The 19,181-nt window shown below is 71.2% G+C and carries 18 protein-coding genes and 1 pseudogene; 5 read left to right on the top strand and 14 right to left on the bottom strand.

What is annotated here, in order from left to right; all coding sequences use genetic code 11:
- Positions 1-123: 123 nt before the first annotated feature.
- Entirely contained in the window at positions 124-1,212 is a 1,089-nt protein-coding gene (gene ychF / locus EAO72_RS31575; RefSeq protein ID WP_148020496.1) for a redox-regulated ATPase YchF, read from the top strand.
- A gap of 132 nt (positions 1,213-1,344) precedes the next feature.
- Here ychF and EAO72_RS31580 read toward each other — a convergent pair whose 3' ends face one another.
- Positions 1,345-1,737 carry a cupin domain-containing protein gene (locus tag EAO72_RS31580; protein WP_148020497.1) on the bottom strand — a complete coding sequence of 131 codons (393 nt, stop codon included), beginning with the start codon at positions 1,735-1,737 and terminating at the stop codon, positions 1,345-1,347.
- A complete protein-coding gene (locus EAO72_RS31585) occupies positions 1,737-1,988 on the bottom strand; it encodes a hypothetical protein (RefSeq protein ID WP_148020498.1) in 252 nt (83 codons plus the stop codon). The genes EAO72_RS31580 and EAO72_RS31585 overlap by 1 nt, the downstream gene beginning before the upstream one ends.
- Before the next feature lie 748 nt (positions 1,989-2,736).
- Here EAO72_RS31585 and EAO72_RS31590 point away from each other — a divergent pair.
- Positions 2,737-2,988, top strand: a complete 252-nt coding sequence (locus tag EAO72_RS31590; RefSeq protein ID WP_148020499.1) for a type II toxin-antitoxin system VapB family antitoxin — start codon at positions 2,737-2,739, stop codon at positions 2,986-2,988.
- Positions 2,985-3,401: a PIN domain nuclease gene (locus EAO72_RS31595; protein ID WP_148020500.1), complete on the top strand. Its 417-nt coding sequence runs from the start codon at positions 2,985-2,987 to the stop codon at positions 3,399-3,401. Before EAO72_RS31590 ends, EAO72_RS31595 begins: the two co-directional genes overlap by 4 nt.
- A gap of 628 nt (positions 3,402-4,029) precedes the next feature.
- On the opposite strand, the pseudogene EAO72_RS43450 reads toward EAO72_RS31595, so the two are convergent.
- From EAO72_RS43450 to EAO72_RS31645, 10 genes and pseudogenes are all read right to left on the bottom strand, one after another.
- A pseudogene (locus EAO72_RS43450) lies at positions 4,030-4,314 on the bottom strand (Uma2 family endonuclease); the annotation flags it as partial.
- Positions 4,315-4,467: 153 nt separating this feature from the next.
- On the bottom strand, positions 4,468-5,886 hold the full coding sequence (locus tag EAO72_RS31605; RefSeq protein WP_148020501.1) for a condensation domain-containing protein: 1,419 nt from the start codon (positions 5,884-5,886) through the stop codon (positions 4,468-4,470).
- A complete protein-coding gene (locus EAO72_RS31610) occupies positions 5,879-6,160 on the bottom strand; it encodes an acyl carrier protein (RefSeq protein WP_148020502.1) in 282 nt (93 codons plus the stop codon). Before EAO72_RS31610 ends, EAO72_RS31605 begins: the two co-directional genes overlap by 8 nt.
- Positions 6,157-6,366, bottom strand: coding sequence for an MbtH family protein (locus EAO72_RS31615; protein WP_148020503.1), 210 nt, complete (start codon positions 6,364-6,366; stop codon positions 6,157-6,159). Before EAO72_RS31615 ends, EAO72_RS31610 begins: the two co-directional genes overlap by 4 nt.
- Positions 6,363-9,641, bottom strand: a complete 3,279-nt coding sequence (locus EAO72_RS31620; RefSeq protein WP_261991688.1) for a non-ribosomal peptide synthetase — start codon at positions 9,639-9,641, stop codon at positions 6,363-6,365. The genes EAO72_RS31615 and EAO72_RS31620 overlap by 4 nt, the downstream gene beginning before the upstream one ends.
- Positions 9,638-11,128, bottom strand: a complete 1,491-nt coding sequence (locus EAO72_RS31625; protein ID WP_148020504.1) for a class I adenylate-forming enzyme family protein — start codon at positions 11,126-11,128, stop codon at positions 9,638-9,640. Before EAO72_RS31625 ends, EAO72_RS31620 begins: the two co-directional genes overlap by 4 nt.
- Positions 11,125-11,724 (bottom strand): condensation domain-containing protein, encoded by a 600-nt coding sequence (locus EAO72_RS31630; protein WP_148020505.1) that lies wholly within the window; start codon positions 11,722-11,724, stop codon positions 11,125-11,127. Before EAO72_RS31630 ends, EAO72_RS31625 begins: the two co-directional genes overlap by 4 nt.
- A 514-nt stretch (positions 11,725-12,238) precedes the next feature.
- Positions 12,239-13,057, bottom strand: coding sequence for an SAM-dependent methyltransferase (locus EAO72_RS31635; RefSeq protein WP_148020506.1), 819 nt, complete (start codon positions 13,055-13,057; stop codon positions 12,239-12,241).
- Between the two features lie 84 nt (positions 13,058-13,141).
- A complete protein-coding gene (locus tag EAO72_RS31640) occupies positions 13,142-13,393 on the bottom strand; it encodes a DUF397 domain-containing protein (protein WP_148020507.1) in 252 nt (83 codons plus the stop codon).
- Positions 13,390-14,256 carry a helix-turn-helix domain-containing protein gene (locus EAO72_RS31645; protein WP_148020508.1) on the bottom strand — a complete coding sequence of 289 codons (867 nt, stop codon included), beginning with the start codon at positions 14,254-14,256 and terminating at the stop codon, positions 13,390-13,392. The genes EAO72_RS31640 and EAO72_RS31645 overlap by 4 nt, the downstream gene beginning before the upstream one ends.
- Positions 14,257-14,560: 304 nt before the next feature.
- Here EAO72_RS31645 and EAO72_RS31650 point away from each other — a divergent pair, with 304 nt between their 5' ends.
- Positions 14,561-14,929 (top strand): hypothetical protein, encoded by a 369-nt coding sequence (locus tag EAO72_RS31650; protein WP_261991689.1) that lies wholly within the window; start codon positions 14,561-14,563, stop codon positions 14,927-14,929.
- Positions 14,930-15,073: 144 nt separating this feature from the next.
- Here EAO72_RS31650 and EAO72_RS31655 read toward each other — a convergent pair whose 3' ends face one another.
- A complete protein-coding gene (locus tag EAO72_RS31655; protein ID WP_148020509.1) occupies positions 15,074-15,610 on the bottom strand; it encodes a MarR family winged helix-turn-helix transcriptional regulator in 537 nt (178 codons plus the stop codon).
- A 40-nt stretch (positions 15,611-15,650) separates the two neighbouring features.
- Here EAO72_RS31655 and EAO72_RS31660 point away from each other — a divergent pair, with 40 nt between their 5' ends.
- Positions 15,651-16,541, top strand: coding sequence for a DMT family transporter (locus EAO72_RS31660; protein WP_187285291.1), 891 nt, complete (start codon positions 15,651-15,653; stop codon positions 16,539-16,541).
- On the opposite strand, the gene EAO72_RS31665 is transcribed toward EAO72_RS31660, so the two are convergent.
- Positions 16,528-19,122 (bottom strand): discoidin domain-containing protein, encoded by a 2,595-nt coding sequence (locus tag EAO72_RS31665; protein WP_148020510.1) that lies wholly within the window; start codon positions 19,120-19,122, stop codon positions 16,528-16,530. The genes EAO72_RS31660 and EAO72_RS31665 overlap by 14 nt on opposite strands.
- Positions 19,123-19,181 lie beyond the last annotated feature (59 nt).

Raw genomic sequence — 19,181 nt, forward strand, 5'->3', positions numbered from 1 at the left:
GCCCAATCCCCGGCTGACCGGAATCGGCGCCGGGCTCTTCGCCTCCGCCCGTAAACTGGAGAATCGGCCCACCCGGGCCCGACGTCCATTCGAGCCCGTCCACCCCCTAGGGAAGTCGCCACCGTGTCGCTCACGATCGGAATCGTCGGTCTGCCGAATGTCGGCAAGTCGACCCTTTTCAACGCCCTGACCAAGAACGACGTGCTGGCGGCCAACTACCCGTTCGCCACGATCGAGCCGAACGTCGGCGTCGTCGGCGTCCCCGACCCCCGCCTGAACACCCTCGCGGAGATCTTCGGCTCCCAGAAGCTGCTCCCGGCGACGGTCGACTTCGTCGACATCGCGGGCATCGTGCGCGGCGCGAGCGAGGGCGAGGGCCTGGGCAACAAATTCCTCGCGAACATCCGTGAGTCGGACGCGATCTGCCAGGTCATCCGCGCCTTCAAGGACGAGAACGTCGTCCACGTCGACGGCAAGGTCTCGCCCAAGGACGACATCGAGACGATCAACACCGAGCTGATCCTCGCCGACCTCCAGTCCGTCGAGAAGGCCGTCCCCCGCCTCACGAAGGAGGCCCGCCTCCAGAAGGAGAAGGTCGCCGTCCTGGCCGCGGTCGAGGAGGCCCAGAAGATCCTGGAAGCCGGTGACACGCTCTTCCACGCGGGCATCACGGCCGGCACGGAGAAGGGCCGCCTGCTCCACGAGCTCCACCTCCTGACGACGAAGCCCTTCCTCTACGTCTTCAACGTCGACGAGGACGAGCTGGTCGACGAGGACTTCAAGAACGAGCAGCGCGCCCTGGTCGCCCCCGCCGAGGCCATCTTCCTGAACGCCAAGATCGAGTCCGAGCTGATCGAGCTCGACGACGACGAGGCGCTGGAACTCCTCCAGTCCATGGGTCAGGAGGAGCCCGGCCTGGCCACCCTCGGCCGCGTCGGCTTCGACACCCTCGGACTGCAGACCTACCTGACGGCAGGCCCGAAGGAAACCCGCGCCTGGACGATCAAGAAGGGCGCCACGGCCCCCGAGGCGGCCGGTGTGATCCACACCGATTTCCAGAAGGGCTTCATCAAGGCGGAGATCATCTCCTTCGAGGACCTGGTCGAAACGGGCTCGGTCGCCGAGGCCCGCGCCAAGGGCAAGGCGCGCATGGAGGGCAAGGACTACGTCATGCAGGACGGGGACGTGGTGGAGTTCCGCTTCAACGTCTGACGAGCAGTCAAGAGATGCGCCCGGCCCGCTTGTTGGTGGGTCGGGCGCAGGTGTACGTCCGCGTGGAGTCCCTGTGCCGCGAGGCGCTGAGGTGTTGGTGACGGGTCTGGTTCGTGCGGCTGCGGTAGGCGTTCAGACTTTGACGACCTCTACGGCGGGGCCGCATAGGAGCGTCAGGTCCTCGGGATCGGAGGTCAGGACGGTGACTGGCTGGGGTGCGGTGCGGGCGATGACGGCGAAGGCGGCGTCGATGGCGTACTTGTGGCCGTGGAGGCGGTGGCTCCGCAGGAGGGCTGCGGCCTGACCGGTGATCTCCTTGGTGACGTCGTGAACGTCGACGCGGGAGAGGACCCACTTGATCCGGGCGGGGTGAATGCGCTCGTAGTCGGCCTCGAGGGTGGTCATGGCGCTTGTGGCCACGCGGATGCCTTCCTCCGATGCAGCTTGGATCAGGGCCATGACGGTGCGGTCCTTGCGGTAGAGCTTGGAAAGGCCTTCGCTGTCGAGCAGTAGGGTGCCGGGCATCAGGCTGCGGCCCCGCCGGCCTGCCGGTGGTCATGGCGCAGCAGCGTGCGGGCGGTTTCGACCTCCTCGCGGGTGAGCTCGTCATTGTCGGTCGCGAAGTCGGCGACGATCTCCCGGAGCTTGTCCATGGCGACCCGTTGTTCGAGGGCTTCGGCGACGTAGGAGGAGAAACCGCCGGGCCCGACGTGTGCGCGTGCGGCTTCGGCGAGGTCCTCGGGCAGGCTGATCGAGTACTTCTTGCTACTGCTCATGGCACCCATGCTACCGGTGGTCGTAACTCTCTGGGCGCAAATGGTCGTGGCCGCGCAGACTGCGGACGGGCATCCCTCCGGTCCGCAGCGAGCCCGCAGGACACCCGTAAGCGCCCGTCGCAGGCCAACGCGAGCCAACGGAGAAATGGCTGGTCAGGGCCCTGGATGGGGCTCCTTCGCAGGTCAGGATCAGACCGCAGACATTCCGCTTCAACGTGTAGCGGGTGATTCATCACCACGTCGCTGATCTGGCAAACATGCAGTTCAGGAGGGGCTCGACTCTTCGGAGTCGGGCCCTTTGCCTTTTCCGGTGCTGGGATGGTGCTGAGTTACCTGACTCCCCGTCACCTGTCGTCATCCCTGGTCGTTCGTACCGTGCTGGGTTTGCGCTGGGACGCGGATGCGCCACCGGTGCCGGGTTCCACTTTGATGAGCCCTCCCGAGACTGCGAGCGGATCGTCGCGGGGAGCGCAGTCTGCCGTGCCCGGGTTCGTTCTTTCCGGCTTCCAATGTCTTGCGGAGTGGCCGCTCCGGCAACATGGCGTCGATTCGTTCGCCGAGTCCCAGTCCAGGGAGTTCGTACAGGGTCTCGTCCAGGTTGCTCGCCGATCGGAAAGATGATCAACCAGTCCAGGTCGTGCTCCCGGCTCTGATCGAGGCACCCTCGACGCGCTCCAGTATTTTGATGTCATTTCTTACTCTCAATTGATATCGTTGTTGGAGCGTCGAGCTGTGAAGGGGACAACTGATGGCCAGGACTGTGATCGATCTGGACGAGGAGATCGTCGAGCAGGCGATGCGGGTGTATGGGGCGAGGACGAAGGCCGCCGCAGTGCGGGCGGCCATGGAGGAGGGGGTGAGGCTGCGGCTGCGCCGGGAGCTGTTCGATGCCATTGACGATGGTGAGTTTGATGACGTGTTCGCGGAGATCCGGTCGCAGACGGGGCCGCGGAATCCGGACGGCTCGCTTAAGCGCGAAGACGGGGCTTCGGCGGCGTGAAAGGGCGCTACCTCATCGACAAGTCCGCGCTGGCCCGCCGGGGCAAACCGGCAGTGCGGGCGCGGCTGGATGCACTGGACCGTGATGGACTCCTGGCAGTGTGCGCCCCGACCGAGTATGAGGTTCTGTACTCGGCGCGTGGAAAGCCCGAGGCGCTGCGCCTGCGTACCCTGCTCCGTGGTTTCGACTACTTGCCCTGCAACGACGATGAGTTCGAGCAGGCGCTCGCTATCCAGGCGCTGGCGCTGAACGCTGGCTTTCACCGAGCGCTGTCGCTGGCCGACGTCCTCATCGCGGCAACTGCAGAACGGCACGGGGCCACGGTCCTGCACTACGACGGCGACTTCGACATGATCGCCTCGGTGAGCGGGGTGCAAGCCGAGTGGGTCGTGGAGCCCGGCACCGCCGACTGACCGGGAACGCCGCACGCCGTGCCGGCGAGTGCCTCGATAATCTGCATTTCCGCAGGTCAGAAGTTCCACTTCGATGTGTAGTCGATTTCCGGTCCAACCTCTGGTGCGAAGAAATAGGGAGATGCTGAATGGCTGATTTCACCTTCTGAGGCAGGCTGAACCAGTCGATGAGTATGGTCGCGCTCTCTATGCGGTGTCGCGATCGATTCTGAGGGCCCACTTCGATGAGTTGTCGCAAGCGGATCTCGAAGACCTCAATCGCGATCGGGTGGACGTCACGTTTCGGCAGCTCGCTAAGCTCGCTGGCCTGCACCGCGACAAGGGATCGCGCAGAGATGGGTTTGAGTGGGCCGTTCACGAGGCGATTGTCGGCGGTGAGCCGCGCGTTGTCGATCTGGTCAGTGAAGCTCTCAGGAAGGTGAGTCCTAGGTCATTCGCCGACTTGGACAGGCCAACTTCCCTGATGTTCGGGCACGAGCGTGCACGTCATCTTGGGTTCACTGATGCTGTTGTCAACAATGCGAGTGGTGACGCGGTGTTGCTGCCTGACGGCTCAGGTCGCCCATTCGCATGTGGATCGTGGGTGCCGATCGCTGCTCGTGGCGTCGCCGCCGAGGCTCGGCTTCGGGAACGGATCAAGAAGGGATGGAAGACTGATCTCGGGCCGATTGCGTTGATCGAGCCTGATGGTCATCTCCCGTCCGACCCTTACGTCGGCCGGTGCCTGCTCCATGAGAGCCACGGTGAGCATCGTGACGAGATGGCCGTGTCACCACCGCTGCGGGGACATCATGGATACGAGGGCTCCGTCGATCAGCTCGGTGTGGCGTGGTGCTTCCGGGAGGCGGTCCAGGTCCTCCGCGAACCAGCCTGCCGCGCGGGGCGGACGCATCCAGTCGGGCAGTGCGGTCAGGGTTGGACCGTAGCGACTCAGTGAGGTCCGGGCCACGAGGTCGACGGCGCCCGAAACGAGAACCGCTCTCCTCACCCAGAGGCGGGCTGTCTGTCCGACCGGCCGTGCGCCTGGTCACCGGTTCGGGGCAGGCCGGGACCAGGTGCCGGTCCGTCAGGCAGCAGTCTCGCCGCGCTCCAGCAGTGCGGGCAGGGCGGTCAGTGCCGGGGCCTCGCCGCACGCCGAGGCGACGACCATTTCCTCCAGCGCCCACAGGTGTGCCCTGATTCTGGGCGGCGGCAGGTAGGCCGTGTCGGCGGTGAGCATGACGGCGAGGAGGCCCCGCTCCTCGGTGACGTGGACGCAGTACCGGCATCCCAGCTTGTCCTCGGTGGCGGGGAAGCCGAACTCCGTACGGGCTCGTGCCGCGCGCAGTTCCGCGGGGTCCGGCGGCGGTCCTTCGTCCGGGGGGCGTACGAAGAACCGCTGGTCGTTGTAGCAGCAGTACGGGTGCACCGGTGTGCCGCGCTCCCGGCCGATCCGTTCACGCAGGGCCTCCCAGGCGACCGGGTCGTAGGACGCCGCCCGGTAGCCCGCCATGGCCGCGCGCCATGCCGCCGGAAGCAGGTCCGTGAAGCGTTCGGCGCCGGTCGTGTCGAGCAGGAACGGCGCGTCCTGGGAGAGCATCGCCACCAGGTCCCGCCGGTCCTCGGACGCGCGGTTGGCCACGATGGGCATCATCGCCGCCGCCGTGTGTCCGCCCTCGGCGGCGACCAGGGCGGCCAGGGCGGTCATCAGGACCGTCGATCCACTGATCCGGTGCGCGGTCGCCAGGACGTCGGTCGCCTTCATCAGCGCCTCGGAGACCAGCCGGCCGCTCCAGAAGCGGGGCGTGCGGGGTGGGGCGGCCTGCCGCGGGAACATCGTGGGCGGCATGGTCCGGTAGAAGCCCTCCCAGTGGGCGAGGGCCCGCTCACTGCGGCGGACACCGGCCGGTCCGTGCTGGTCGCGGGCCAGGTCGAGGGGTGTGGTGCGCGGGGCCCGCCCGGCCGATCCCCGTCCCACCAGCAGCCGCAGGTCACGTACCACCTGTTCGGCGGCGTGGCCGTCGGCCGCCAGATGGCAGAGCACCAGCGCGACATGCGTCACCTGCCCCTGGTGGCAGACGGCGCCGACGCGCAGCGGCCACTCCGCCCCGTAGTCGAAGCGGGTGGCCGTCAACTCGTTGAGCAGGGCGCGTGCGGTGGCCTCCGTCCGTTCGGGGTCGGCCTCCTCCACCACGGTGACCGGCAGGGTGCCGGAGGCCGCGAGCGACTGGCGGGGGTCGCCGTCCTCGATGCCGCACAGCCTGGTGCGCAAGGCCTCGTGACGTTCCAGCAGAGCGGCCAGCGCGGTGGTGAGGCGGGGCAGGTCCGTCACCCGACCGCGCTCCCCGAGCGGAAGGAGGCGCCCGATGTTGAAGTAGATGTCGTTCGGCGCGGTACGCAGGACCGCGTTCCAGATCGCCCTCTGGCCCCAGGTGAGAGGTTCGGTGCCCGCTCCGTCCCCCGCGAAGGGCACGTGCACGATACGGGCCGTGGCCAGGTCACTCATGGGATTCCCGGTCTCCGTCGCCGCTCAGCCGGACCGCCAGGCTGTCGACGCTCTGCCGGTAGAACTCCGGGTCCGCGAGGTCGAGTTCGAGGCCGTACTCCTCCTCCAGGATGTCGGCGAGCCGGAGCAGGGCCAGGGAGGTGACGCCCAGTTCGGTGAGGGTGCCCCGGGCGGTGAGGATCTCGGCTGCGGAGATCTGCCCGTCCATGGCGTCGCTGATCAGCCCGGCCAGCCGTGCGCGGGCTCGGGTGGCCGGGTCCTGTGCGGTGCTCAACTGCCCTCCTCCCCGGCCAGTCTGCGGCGCAGACTGAGGGGCCTGATGTCGGGCCACACCTGGTCGACATGGGACATGCACTCGTCTTCCGTGCCGACGAAACCCTCCGGCCGCCAGCCTGCGGGCAACGGGGTGCCCGCGGGCCACAGGGCGTGCTGTTCCTCGTCGTTGACCGCTACCAGGTAGCGGCTCGCGGGTGCGTTCACTGGTTCTCCTCGATGAGTTCGGCGACGCAGGCGGCGACGCCGTGGACGGTGGGGGTGTCGAAGAAGGCGTCGAAGGGGACGGAGACCCCGTACTCCTTGCGGATGCGGCCCGCGATGGAGGTGATCGTGAGCGAGTGGCCGCCGAGGTCGAACAGGTCCTCGTCGGGGCCGAGGTCGTCGAGGTCGAGCACCTCACGCCAGATGGCCAGGACGGTCGCGGTGACGCCCCGGTCGCCGGTTTCGGCGGGGCGCGGTCCGGCAGGAGCGGGGCTCGGGCGCGGCGGTTCGGGCAGGGCGGCGCGGTCGAGCTTGCCGTTGGGGGTCAGGGGCATCGCGTCGAGTGTCACGTACGCCTCGGGCAGGGCCGCGGCGGGCAGGGTCCGGGCCAGGTGGTCACGCAGTGCCTCGGACGTGGGCGGTACGCGGTCGGAGGCGGCGACCACGTAGGCCACCAGCCGGCCCGGCTCGCCGTCCGGGGCCTCCCGCAGCACCGTCGTCGCCTGCACGACCTGCGGATGGCCGCCGAGGGCCGTGTCGATCTCGCCGAGTTCGATGCGGTGACCGCGCACCTTCACCTGGGTGTCGGACCGGCCGGCGAAGACGATCCGGCCGTCGGCGGTGAGCCGGGCGAGGTCGCCCGTGCGGTACAGGCGGGCACCGGGCGGGCCGAAGGGGTCCGGGACGAACCGGGAGGCGGTGAGTCCGGGACGGCCCCGGTACCCGTGGGCGACCCCGTCGCCCCCGATGTACAGCTCCCCGGTCAGTCCGAGCGGCAGCGGCTGGAGGAGCGCGTCCAGCACGTAGGTGCGGGTGTTGGCCAGCGGGCGGCCGATGGTGACGGTGTCCTCGGGCCCGAGCTCGGCGGCGGTCGACCAGACCGTCGTCTCGGTCGGCCCGTACACGTTGGTCAGACTGCCGACGGCGGTGCGCAGTTCCCGGGCGAGGGCGTCGGGCAGGGCCTCTCCTCCGGTCAGGGCGACGACGTCGGGCGCGTGGAGTCCCGCGGCGAGCATGGTGCGCCAGCCACTCGGCGTCGCCTGTACGTGAGTGAGGCGGTGCCGTTCGACGAGTGAGGTCAGGACCGAGCCGTCCCGGTGGCGGCCCTCGGGGACGAGGACGACGGTGCCTCCCGTGACCAGGGGGAGGAAGAGTTCGACGGTGGAGATGTCGAAGGAGAGGGAGGTGAGCCCGAGCCAGCGGCTGCCGGTCCGGGTGCCGGTGGTGTCCCGGAGGGCCGCGAGGAGGTTGCTGAGGGCGGCGTGTGACACCTCGACGCCCTTGGGCACACCGGTGGAGCCGGACGTGTACAGCACATAGGCGGGGTCGGTGAGGGCGGGCGGCGCCGGCGCCGGCGGGGCGTCGGGCAGCCGGTCCCGGTCCTCGGGCCCCGGGTCGGTGGCGGTCTCCAGGGTGAGCCCGGCATCGGCGCGGATGAACGCCAGGCGCTCCGCGGGATGGTCGGGGTCGAGCGGAAGGTAGGCGGCGCCGGCGGTGAGCGTGCCCAGTACGGCGACGAGTTGGGCGGCTGAACGGGGCAGAGCGATGCCGACCAGGGTTCCGGGACCGGCCCCCCGCTCGCGGAGCCGGTGGGCGCGGCGGCGCACGGCCGCGTCGAGTTCCGCGTAGGTGAGGGTGGTGTCGCCCTCGATGACGGCGACGGTCTCGGGGGTGGCGGCGGCCTGGGCGGCGAACAGTGCGGGCAGGGTAGTGCGGGCGTTGCCCGGGGCGTGGGTGGTGTCGGCCAGCAGGGTGGCGCGTTCCCGGGGTGGCAGGACCGGCAGGCGGCCCAGGGCGGTGTCCGGGGCGGCCATGGCCTCGTCGAGCAGGGTGAGGAAGTGGTCCAGGACGCGGGCGGGCGCGTCGGGCTCGAAGGCCTCGGTGCGGTACTGGAGGCTGCCTTCGAGGCTGTCGGGGGCGTCGATGAGCTGGAGGTGGGCGAGGTTGCGGGCGGTGTGGGCGAAGCCGGTCCATTCGGTGCGCACGGCGAGTCGGGGGCCGAAGTCGACGGGCCGGGAGTCGTCGCGGCGGCGGTAGCTGAGGGAGAGCGGGCACAGTGCGGTGCGCGGGGTGAGTCCGCGCACCGCGCGGCTGAGCGGGACGGCGCGGTGGTGGTAGAGGGCACGCAGTTCGGCCCTTACCTCGAGGGCGAATTCCGCGAAGGAGGGCTCCGGCCGTGGGTGGGTGAACAGGGGCAGTTCGTTGACGTGCAGGCCGGCCTGCCGCGGCGCGCCGGGTGCGCGGGTGGAGAGCTCGATCGCGGTGGCGGGTCCGGTGTTCCCGTAACGCAGCATCAGCGCGTGCCAGGCCGCCGTCAGGAACTCGAACCGGGTGACGCCGAGCGTCGCGGCGGCGGCCACCAGGCGCGCGTGCCACTCGCCGTCGCGCCGGAAGCCGCCGGCGCTGCCGGGGGCCGGGGTCAGGGGGTCTCCGTGGTGGGCGGTGAGGCCAGGGAGTGCGGGAGCGCTGCTTTCACGCCAGCGGCCGGCCCAGAAGCGGGTGGCGGCCTCGACGGCGGCCGTGGCCGGCTCCGGGTTGCCGGGCGCGGGTGCCGGCGGTCCGGCCGGAGCGGGTCCTTTGTCCTGACCCGTCGCCGCCCGATAGGAGCGGCCCAGCCCGGAGACGAGGATGTCCTTGGACTCGCCGTCGAAGACGAGGTGGTGGGCGACCACGAGCAGCAGGTGCCGGTCCGGGGCGGTGGTGAGGAGCGTGGCGCGGACCAGGGGGCCGCCCGGGCCGAACCGGGCGGCGGTCTCCTCGACACGGAGCTTGCCGAGGTCGTCCGGGGCGGCGGTGACCATCCGCAGCGGCGGCACCTCACCCGGGACCAGGGCGGGCCCCGACGGGTCGATCCGGGCGGCGAGCAGCGGGGCGTCCCGCACACAGCGGGCCCAGGCCGCCGCCAGGGCCACCGTGTCCAGTGGTCCTTGGAGATGCAGGGCGACGCTGAGGTGGTAAGCCGAGCCGGCGTCGAGGGTCTGCTCGGTGACCCAGAGCCCGTGCTGGGCCGGATCGAGTGGGACCGGACCGTGCTGGGCCGGATCGAGTGGGACCGGACCGTGCTGGGCCGGGTCGAGTGGGGCCGGACCGTGCTGGGCCGGGTCGAGTGGGACCGGACCGTGCTGGGCCGGGTCGAGTGGGGCCGGACCGTGCTGGGCCGGGTCGAGTGGGGCCGGACCGTGCTGGGCCGGGTCGAGTGGGGCCGGACCGTGCTGGGCCGGACCGTGCTGGGCCGGGTCAAGTGGGGCCGGTACGGCGGGGGTTGCGGAAGGGGTCATGAGGTCGCCTCGTCGTCCAGGAGCCGGTGCAGTTCACGTTTGAGGACCTTGCCGCCTTCGTTGCGAGGCAAGGTGGCGCGGAAGAGGATGCGGGCCGGCAGCTCGTGCGCGGCGAGCCGGTCGAGCAGGAAGGCCCGCAGCCGGGTGAGGTCCGGCTCGRCGCGCCGGGGCACGACGACGGCGGCCACCACGCTGCCCAGCACCGGGTGCGGTATGCCGAAGGCGGCGGCGTCGGCGATGTCCGGATGGGTGTGCAGCGCGTTCTCGACCTGGATCGTGGACACCTTGTGGGCGCCGGACTTGATGACGTCGCGCTCCCGGTCGAGCAGGTGGAGATAGCCGTCCTCGTCGAGCCGCCCGATGTCCCCCATACGCACCCAGCTGCCGCGGAAGACCTCGGCGTCCGCGTCGGGGGCGCCCAGGTAGGAGCGGGGCGCGGTGGGTGAGCGCAGCCAGATCTCGCCGGGTTCACCGGTGGCGGCCGGGCGCCCGTCCGGGCCGGTGACGCGCAACTGGCCCAGTGAGGCGGGCCGGCCGGGCGAGTCGGGGCGGTCGGGGTCGTAGAGCAGGGTGATCTGGGCGGGCGCGGCCTCGGTCGAGGTGTAGTAGTTGACGATCTGGGCGCCGGAGAACACCTGCGACAGCCGTAGGGCGACCGCCTGCGGGAGCGCCGCCGCGGTCGATCCCACCAGCTTGACCGTGCTGAGGTCGCAGCGGGCGACGGCGGTGGAAGCGAGCAGTTCGATGGCGGTGGCGGGCACCAGGAACACGCTGCCCACGGCGTGCTCCTCGATCAGCCGGGCGAAGCGCAGCGGGGTGAACTGCGGGGCGGCGACGCCGGTGGCCGCCGCGTCCAGGCAGTTCACGAGCATGGTCTGTCCGGCGTTGGTGCCGATCGGGAAGCTGTGCAGGAAGGTGCGCGAGTGGCGCAGGGGCCTGCGGCGTTCGTCGAGGGTGCAGCCGTGGGCGAGGTTGGCATGGGCGGCCCGCACGCCCTTGGGCAGGCCCGTGGTACCCGAGGTGTAGAGGTACTGCGCGGGTGCGGACGGGTCGGGCAGCCGAAGGCCGGCGCCGGACCCGGTTTCGAGGTCTTCGCCGGAGACCTGCCACACCTCTGCGGGCAACCGCGGCGGCGGCCCGCCCTCCCCGTGCAGGACGCCGACCGCCCGGCTGTCCGCCAGGATGTGCGCCGCGGCGGCGGGGGCCAGCCGGTCGGACAGGGGTACGGCGATGCCGCCCGCCCACTGCACCCCGCAGTAGGCGACCGCGTAATCGGTCCACTCCGTACTCCCGTAGCGCAGCCCCACCGGATCGCCGGGGCGCAGGCCGCGGGCGAGCAGGCCGTGGGCGAGGGCGGTGGCACGGTGGCGCCAGGTGCCGAAGTCCAGGTGGCGCGGCCCGTTGAGCAGCGCGACGCGGTCCGGGTGGAGGGCGGCGCGGTGCTCCAGCAATGCGATGAGGGAGCCGGGGGGCACGCCGGGGCTCACCGGTCCGCTCCTGCCGGGACCCAGTAGGCGAGGGATTCGCGCGCCTGTGCCTCGTCCGCTTCCCCTTCCTGCCCGGCCGGGTGCGCGGGCGGGGCGGGCAGGCCGGCGTCCTCGCCCCGCAGATGGGCGGTGTAGTGGGCCGCGAGTTCGTCGCGCAGGACGTTGAGCGACCAGCCGTCGGCGACGATGTGGTGCAGGACCAGGCACAGGACGTGCTCGGTGTCACCCGTACGGAAGAGGGAGACGCGCAGCAGCGGCCCCCGGGCGAGGTCGAAGGCACGGTTGGTACGGTCGGCGATCAGCGTCTCCAGCCGGTCGCCGTCGCCGCGCAGGTCGCGGAACTCCACGTCGACCGGGCCCGGTTCCGCCACCGATGCGGCCGGGTTGCCGTCCTCGGCGGGGAACCGGCTCCGCAGCGCCTCGTGCCGCGCCACCAACGCCTCGAAGGCGGCGCGCAGAGAGGCCGGGGACAGTTCTCCGGTCAGCCGCAGGACGAGCGGAATGTTGTACGAGGCGTCGTCGGGGTCCATCTGGTGCAGAAACCACAGACGTTTCTGGCCATGTGTCAGGTTCGACGGGGCGGTTCGGGTACTCATCCGGCTCCCTCGGCGCGCACGCCGAGCGGCGTGGTGTGCGGTTGCTTCAGGTCAATGGCGACGTGCGGAGCATGTGGGGGTGCGAAGCAACGCGGCGGCATGGGGAGGTGCCACGGCTGTCAACCGGTCTCGCCACCGGCGAGATCCAGTCATTCACGGCTTCAGGTGTTGCGATGTTATGAACAGCTCAGGCGTCACGTCAATGCAACCTCTGTACACACAAACGGAGTTGAGTACTCCAGCGGCCGTACGTGCCAACGGGTCCGTGCCGCGCCCGGCCCGTCAGCAGGCCCGATGCGAGGGGAAGCGTGCCGTGCGTCCTCGTACGCCGGCCGGCGCGCGCGGCACCGGGCGGTACGTACGGCCCGGCCGCCCACGGTGCTTGTATACGTCTGGGGACGCACGTGGCCCGTTCATCCTCTTCGAGCCGGACTGTGCCGCCCTCGGCGGGTTCGTCACGGTCGCGTGCGCCACGGGCCCGGTGCCCCCGTGCGGGCCGGCCGCCCCGCTCCGGCTATCGCTTGATGCCCACGCCCGCCAGCAGGCTGATCTGGGCGTCCTCGATCTCGGGCTCGCCCGGGGCCGGGGCGTCGGAGCGCCAGCGGTGGCAGCAGCAGATGCCCGGTTCGACCAGGTCGAGTCCGTCGAAGAAGCGGCGGACGTCGCTGTGCGAACGGAACTGCACCGGCGACCCGGACTTCGTGTAGACCTCCGCGACCTTGTTCCAGGTGACCGGGTCGAAGTCGGGCGTGCAGTGGTTCATCGCGAGGGCGCTGCCCGCCGGGAGCGGGTCGAGGAGCCGGTGGACGATGGCGTACGGGTCGTGCGGGTCCGTGATGAAGTGCATGAGCGCGTTGAGGGAGAGGGCGATGGGCTGGTCGAAGTCCAGGACGCCCGAGTCCTCCACCGCGCTCATCAGCGCGTCGGGGTCGGTGACGTCGGCCTGGACGTAGGCCGTACGGCCCTGAGTCGTGCTGCGCATGAGGCGTTCGGCGTACTTGAGGACGAGCGGGTCGTTGTCCGCGTACACGACGTGGGCGTCGCGCGCGACGGACTGGGCGACCTGGTGCAGGTTGGGCTCGGTCGGGATGCCCGTGCCGATGTCGAGCCACTGGCGGATCCCGTGCTCCTGCGCCAGGACGCGGGTGGCCCGGTGCATGAACGCCCGGTTCTCGCGCGCGGTGATGTAGATGCCGGGGTGGGCCTGGGCGGCGACCAGCGCCGCCTCCTTGTCGATCTCGAAGTGGTCCTTGCCGCCGAGGAAGTAGTCGTACATCCGGGCCGAGTGCGCCTTGCTCGTGTCGAGGTCCTGGCCGGCCTGCCTGGTGCTCATGTTCTCCCCTTCGTACGTATGTATGTCGGCCCGTATGGCCGGGGACGGGACCCGGTGCGGTCGTCCCTCACGCCCGCTGCCGGTTCACCCGGCGGCCAGGTGATCCGCCAGGCCCTCCTTGACCCCGCGGACGAACGCGGCGATCTCCTCCGGTGTGTAGATCAGCGCCGGCCCGGCCGGGTCGGTGGACTGGCGTACGGCCACGCGGCCGTCGGCGAGTTGCTTCGTCTCGACGCACTGGCCCCCGTTCGGCCCGCTCCAGGGCCGCTCCCAGCCCTGTTCCCCGAGATTGCGGGCCGGCATGCCGTTGTAGACGCCCTCGTCGGTGATCGTCATGAGTACTCCTTGCGCATGCGGTTCAAGAGCGCCCTGCTGTCCTCGGACGACGTCATCAGCGCCATACGGGAATGTGCTTCGAGATGGGAGACGACGTCCGCCCGCTGGTCCAGATAGACGGAGGCGGACAGGAGTTCGCTGTAGACGACGTCGGGCAGTTCGGGTTCCTCGAAGCGGAAGTAGGTGAACGGGGCGCACGCTCCGAAATGCGCCCCAGCGGCGAACGGCACGATGTCGATGCTGACGTGGGCGAGCTCGGAGACCTCCAGGAGCCGTTCCAGCTGCTCCCGCATCACGTGCGCGCCACCCACCACCCGGTGCAGGACGGCTTCCTCCATCACCACCCACAGCGTGGGCGCGTCCTCGCCCTCCAGTAGCTTCTGGCGGTGCAGCCGCAGCTCCACACGGCGGGCGAGCTCCTCCTCGCTGCCGTTCGGCAGGCCGCCGCGCAGCACCGCGTGTGCGTAGGCGGGGGTCTGCAGAAGGCCGGTGACGTACTGGGGTTCGTACGTACGGAGGGTCTTGGCGCCGGACTCCAGGCTGACGTAGGCGGTGAACCAGCTGGGGACGGCGTCGCGGTAGGAGTGCCACCAGCCGGGCTTGTTGGCCTGTTCGGCCAGGTCGACGAACTCGTCGATCTCCTGGCGGTCCGCGCCGAAGGTCTCCAGGAGCTTCTCCGCGTAGAGCGGCTTCAGCGCGACCTCGGCCTTCTCCAGCCGGCGGATCGTCAGGGTCGTCACGCGCAGTGCCTTTGCCGCGTCCTCCAGCGAGGCGCCGGCGCCGAGCCGCATGTCCTGCAGCCGACGGCCGAGGATCATGCGCAGGACTGTCGGCGCACTGGTGCCGGAACGGGCATCACTCACGCCCAACCTCCTGAGAAACCGTCAACAAGGCCATTCTTACAGCCATTTGATGTTGACGCCAGGCTGATAGCCGTGCTCCTGAAATTATCAGGGAGTCGGTTGCAGCGTGACTGTTGTCACGCGCATAGTGGGTGGGTGAGCGGTCAAGTCACAGCAATGACGCAGGATCCGGCCCGGAGCGGGCGGCAGTCGCTCCGCATGCCCGGTACGAGCCGAACGCACGTCCGTCCGGGCTGAGTCGAGCCCGCCGCGTCCCCTCACGCGGCGGAACCCCTCCTCTTCGATCCACTTACGGAAGGCGCCCATGACCCCCCACGAGGAAACCGTCTCTCCCGTCGTGCTGTACGTATGCGCCGACCGCGCCCGGGGCGCGCCCGGTGAAGCGACGCAGCGCGCCCAGAAGGAAGGCCGCGCGTTCGCCCGGGAACGCGGACTGACGATCGCCGAGGTCGTCACCGATACGTACGGTGAGCCCGACCCGGCCCGGCGCAGAGGGTGGCGGCGCGTGAGGCAGCTGGCGCAGACGGGCGACGTCACCGCGGTACTCGTCCGCTGGCCCAGCGCCATCGCCCCGGAGTCCGCGAGCGAACTCCGGCACCGCGAGGCCGCCTGGCTGCACGACCAGGGCGTCCGCGTCCGCTACACCTGGGCGCCCCTGTCGTCACGGGGCTGATTTCCCGCGGTTCCCCCCGGGCCTGGACGGGATCAGGGTGAGTCGCGGAGTCACGGGGGCTCATTCCCTGCGGTCCCCCCCCGGACCTGGACGGGATCAGGGCGGCGGGCGGCCGCTGCTCGGCCTCAGCGGGAGCGAGAGCCCTCAGTCGCCCTGTGGCGGCTCCGTCCGTCCCAGCCATGCCGTGAGCAGCGACTCCAGCGCTGCCGCCTCGTCCCCGCTCAGGGTGTCCAGGAGGCGGCGCTCGTTGCGCATGTGCTCGGTGAAGGCCCGGTCGATCAGATCGCGGCCGGCCGGGGTGAGGGCGACCACGCGGGCGCGGCCGTCGACGGCCGCCCGGCGGCGGGTGACCAGGCCCGCGCGTTCCAGGCGGTCGATGCGCTTCGTCATCGCGCCGGTGGTGACCATGGTGTGCGTGGCCAGTTCGCCGGGCGCCCGCTCGAACGGATCCCCGGCCCTGCGCAGCGCGGCCAGCACGTCGAACTCGCCCTCGCTCAGGCCGAACCGGCGGTACACCACGCAGAGTTCCTCCGTGAGCAGTCCGGCCAGCCGGTGCAGGCGGCCGATCACGCCCTGAGGGCGCACGTCGAGGTCGGGGCGCTCGCGCGCCCATTCGGCCTGGATGCGGGCCACGTGGTCCAGGGGCTGAGGGGTGGCGGTGGAATCAGGAGAATCCGGCATGGGCTCGATTGTAGCTTCCTGGGAAGGTATATTGGCTTCCATGGAAGCTACTTTGCGGTGGGTGCTCATCACGGCGATCGCCCCGGTGGCCTGGGGTGCGAACTACTACGTCACCCACGCCTTTCTGCCCGCCGGGACCCCGCTGTACGGCGCCGCCGTCAGGGCCCTGCCCGCCGGGCTGCTGCTCCTGGCCGTCCGGCGCCAACGGCCCCGCGGCTCCTGGTGGTGGAAGGCGGCCGTCCTCGGCGTCCTGAACATGGGCGGGTTCTTCGCGCTCGTGTACGTCGCCGCGCAACTGCTCCCGACCAGCACCGCTTCGACGATCATGGCGGCCTCGCCGGTGGCCATGATGCTGATCGCCTGGGCGCTCCTCGCCGAGCGGCCGGGGCCGCTGCCCCTGCTGGGCGCCGCCGCCGGCATCGGCGGAGTGTGCCTCATGCTGCTGACCGGGACCGTCTCCGCCGACATCCGCGGGGTGCTGGCCTCGGTCGCGGCCCTGCTGATGTCGTCCCTCGGCTACATCCTCACCAAGCGCTGGGGCGCCGGGACCGATGTCCTCGCCTCGACCTCCTGGCAGCTGATCGCCGGCGGCCTCCTGCTGCTGCCCCTCGCCGCGGTCGTGGAAGGCGCCCCGCCCGCGCTCGACGGGCCGGCCCTCCTCGGGTTCGGTTACGTCACCGTGGTGGCGACCGCGCTCGCCTTCGCCGCCTGGTTCGCGGGCCTGCGCCATCTGCCCGCCGCGACCGTCGGCCTGGTCGGGCTGCTCAACCCGGTGACCGGAGTGCTGCTCGGCACCGTGATCGCCGGAGAGCCGCTCACCCTCCGGCAGATCTGCGGGCTCGGCCTCGTCCTGGCCGGGATCCTGCTCGGCCGCCCGGTGACGCGCCGCCGGGCGGCCGGGGCCCGCCCCGCGTGCGCTAAGGCTGCGTGACCCTCAGTTCCCGTACGCCCGCCGGCTCGGCCGCGTCCGCCGAGCGGACCGTCACCCGCACCTCGCGGGCCACCGCCCCCGCCCGGTACGGCCGCCAGTTCCGGCCGTCGGCCGAGGTCTCCAGGCGGTGCGAGGCGGGGGCCACGTCCGTCCACTCGGGCGCGATGCCCGTCACCGGGGCCGTCCGCCCCAGGTCCACCGTCAGCGTGCCCGTCCGCCCGTCGGGGGACCAGGCCGTCGCCGTGCTGCCGTCCACCGCCGCGGCCGCGTACAGGCCGGGCGTCTCGGAGGTCGCCGTCGCCGGCCGGCAACGGGCCGCGTCGGTGGTCGGGGCCAGGTCCGGGCGGCGCGTGGGGAGCGTGAGAGAGCCCGACAGGGTGCGGGCGCCGGACGGGGTGTGGAGGGTGAACGGAGCGCCCGAGGTGAGCCGGACCTCGGTCGTCCGGGGGCCGACCGCGATGTCGTACGTACGCCCCCGGTAGCGCAGGCCCGTCAGCTTCACGCCGTCGCTCAGCTGCGGCGGCAGCATCGGGTCCAGGCGCACCCCGTCCTCCCGCAGCCGCAGACCCGTCAGGCCGTGGGTGAACACCTGGAGGAAGCCGCCCTTACCGGTGAGGAAATCCTCGGCGGGGAAGCCGGACAGCGGGTCCTGCGCACCCGCCTTCTCGCCCCGCGCCTCACTGAAGAGTGCGTACGGGCCGCGCATGAACGGCCGTACCGCACGCTGGAGATACGTGTACGTGGCGCAGCCCGGCTCGCCGATCGCGGCCGCGTCGATCGCGTGGACCGAGTCCGTCATCGCCGGGCCGTCCGGATCGGTGTGCGCCGCGTAGTAGTCGAGCGTCGAGGCCGCCGCACCCGGCTCCATCGGCCACTCCAGCGGATAGATCAGCAGGACCGTGTCGGCCTGTTTGATCGTCGAGCCGTCGTACCCCGCGTACTGGAGGTACAGCTTCCGTTCCGGGTCGTACGGGATGCGCAGGCCGTCCGCGACCTCGGTCCACTTCTCCGGGGCCGGGTGCCCGAGGAGCCGCGCCGCGCGGGTGGCGTTGCGCAGCGCGGTGGCCGCGACGGCGTTGGTGAACACCCCGTCCGTGACGCCGTTGCTGTACTCGTCCGGGCCCGCGACCTCCTTCACCGAGTAGCTGCCGTCGTCGTTCGCGGTGGCGCGCGAGGCCCAGAATTCGGCGATGCCCCGAAGCAGTTGCCAGCCGTGGCCGGCCAGCCAGTCGCGGTCGCCGGTGGCCAGGTAGTACTGCCAGACGGCCAGGGACACATCGCCCTGGAGATGGTTCTGAGTCACGCAGTGCGGCGGGTTCCAGCTCTGGCACTCGGACCAGAGGTTGCCCTTGCTCGCGCTCGTCCACGGGTAGAACAGACCCTCGTAGCCCAGCTTCTCGGCGTTCGTACGGGCTTCGCCGCGCGTCCGGTAGCGGTACTCGACCACCGAACGGGCCAGTTCGGGGCGCGTGGCGAGCAGCCCCGGATACATCCAGGTCTCCGCGTCCCAGAACACCATGCCCGCGTAGTTGTCACTGGTCAGCCCGGCCGGGGCGATGCTGTCGCGGGAGCCGGTACGGGTGGAGGCGAGGAGTCCGTACTGGGCCGAGCGCAGCCACTTCTGCAGATCGGGGCTGCCCGGCACGGACACGTCGGCGGACCAGTCGCGTCGCCAGACGGCGGCGTTCTCGGCGAGCACGGCGGACCAGCCGCGCCGCGCCGCGTCCCGGGACGCCTCGCGGGCGGTGGTGCGCGGGGCGCGCGAGGTCAGCGCGGTGTCCACGCCCACGTACTTCAGGTAGGTGTACGTGCGCCCCGCGGTCACCCGGGAGACCTGTCCGTTCACGCCCGCCGGGCGCAGTGTCTGCGCGATCGCGCCCACCGTCCCCGTGCCCCGGGTGCGGAACGTCCCGTCGTCCTCCAGGTCGAGCCGGCGCGCCCCGCGCGGGTCGAGCCGGCCGGTGACCGTCGCGGTGCCGGTCCAGCGCGGGGTCATCCGCAGCCGCACGGCGCCGGTGTGCACGTCGGAGCGGTCGGCCAGTACCTCGTACGTCAGGTCGGTCGCGCGCCCGTCGGCCGTGGTCCAGCGCAGCGATGTGCGCACCAGCCCGCACCGCAGGAACACCGTCTGGCGGTAGCGGGAGACGCGTCCGGCCGGGGTGGCGGAGCCGAACGTCTCCCCGCTCACGCGCACATCCAGGTTCGTCCAGCTCGGCAGCGCGGCGGCCACCTCGCGGCCCGCCGCCAGATCCTCCTCGCGGCCGAACAGCCCGGAGACGAACGCCCCGTCGTAGCGCGGGGTGAACAGGGGCCAGCCGGTCTTCTCCTCGCGCTCGGCGTACCCGGCGCCCGCGGCGGGCACGCGGTGCCCCAGATAGCCGTTGCCGACGTAGGGGTCGTAGCCCCCGGCCTCACCGTACGTCGTGGACGTCGGGGCCCAGGCGGGGTCCGTGTCCCGGCCGCAGGCCACGGCCGGCGGGGTGGATGAGGGCCGGCCTGCGGCGGACGCGCCGGGCGGCAGGGGTGCGATCAGGGCGCATGCGACGAGGGACGTGAGGAGAGAAGTACGCGAAAGGCTCACGGTACGAACGTAGGGAAGCGGGTGCGGTGCGGCGGGGCACGGCGCGCGGGTGAACGGCT

Source organism: Streptomyces sp. OR43, from assembly GCF_008042275.1.
In the GTDB taxonomy this organism is placed as follows: domain Bacteria; phylum Actinomycetota; class Actinomycetes; order Streptomycetales; family Streptomycetaceae; genus Streptomyces.

Excerpts from the sequence above, each read along its gene's own strand:
- EAO72_RS31590 (WP_148020499.1), top strand. The coding sequence starts at position 2,737 with ATGGCCAGGACTGTGATCGATCTGGACGAGGAGATCGTCGAGCAGGCG.
- EAO72_RS31620 (WP_261991688.1), bottom strand. The coding sequence starts at position 9,641 with ATGACCCCTTCCGCAACCCCCGCCGTACCGGCCCCACTTGACCCGGCC.
- EAO72_RS31585 (WP_148020498.1), bottom strand. The coding sequence starts at position 1,988 with ATGAGCAGTAGCAAGAAGTACTCGATCAGCCTGCCCGAGGACCTCGCC.
- EAO72_RS31650 (WP_261991689.1), top strand. The coding sequence starts at position 14,561 with ATGACCCCCCACGAGGAAACCGTCTCTCCCGTCGTGCTGTACGTATGC.
- EAO72_RS31605 (WP_148020501.1), bottom strand. The coding sequence starts at position 5,886 with ATGAGTGACCTGGCCACGGCCCGTATCGTGCACGTGCCCTTCGCGGGG.
- EAO72_RS31655 (WP_148020509.1), bottom strand. The coding sequence starts at position 15,610 with ATGCCGGATTCTCCTGATTCCACCGCCACCCCTCAGCCCCTGGACCAC.
- EAO72_RS31580 (WP_148020497.1), bottom strand. The coding sequence starts at position 1,737 with ATGCCCGGCACCCTACTGCTCGACAGCGAAGGCCTTTCCAAGCTCTAC.
- EAO72_RS31640 (WP_148020507.1), bottom strand. The coding sequence starts at position 13,393 with ATGACGATCACCGACGAGGGCGTCTACAACGGCATGCCGGCCCGCAAT.
- EAO72_RS31635 (WP_148020506.1), bottom strand. The coding sequence starts at position 13,057 with ATGAGCACCAGGCAGGCCGGCCAGGACCTCGACACGAGCAAGGCGCAC.
- EAO72_RS31660 (WP_187285291.1), top strand. The coding sequence starts at position 15,651 with ATGGAAGCTACTTTGCGGTGGGTGCTCATCACGGCGATCGCCCCGGTG.
- EAO72_RS31630 (WP_148020505.1), bottom strand. The coding sequence starts at position 11,724 with ATGAGTACCCGAACCGCCCCGTCGAACCTGACACATGGCCAGAAACGT.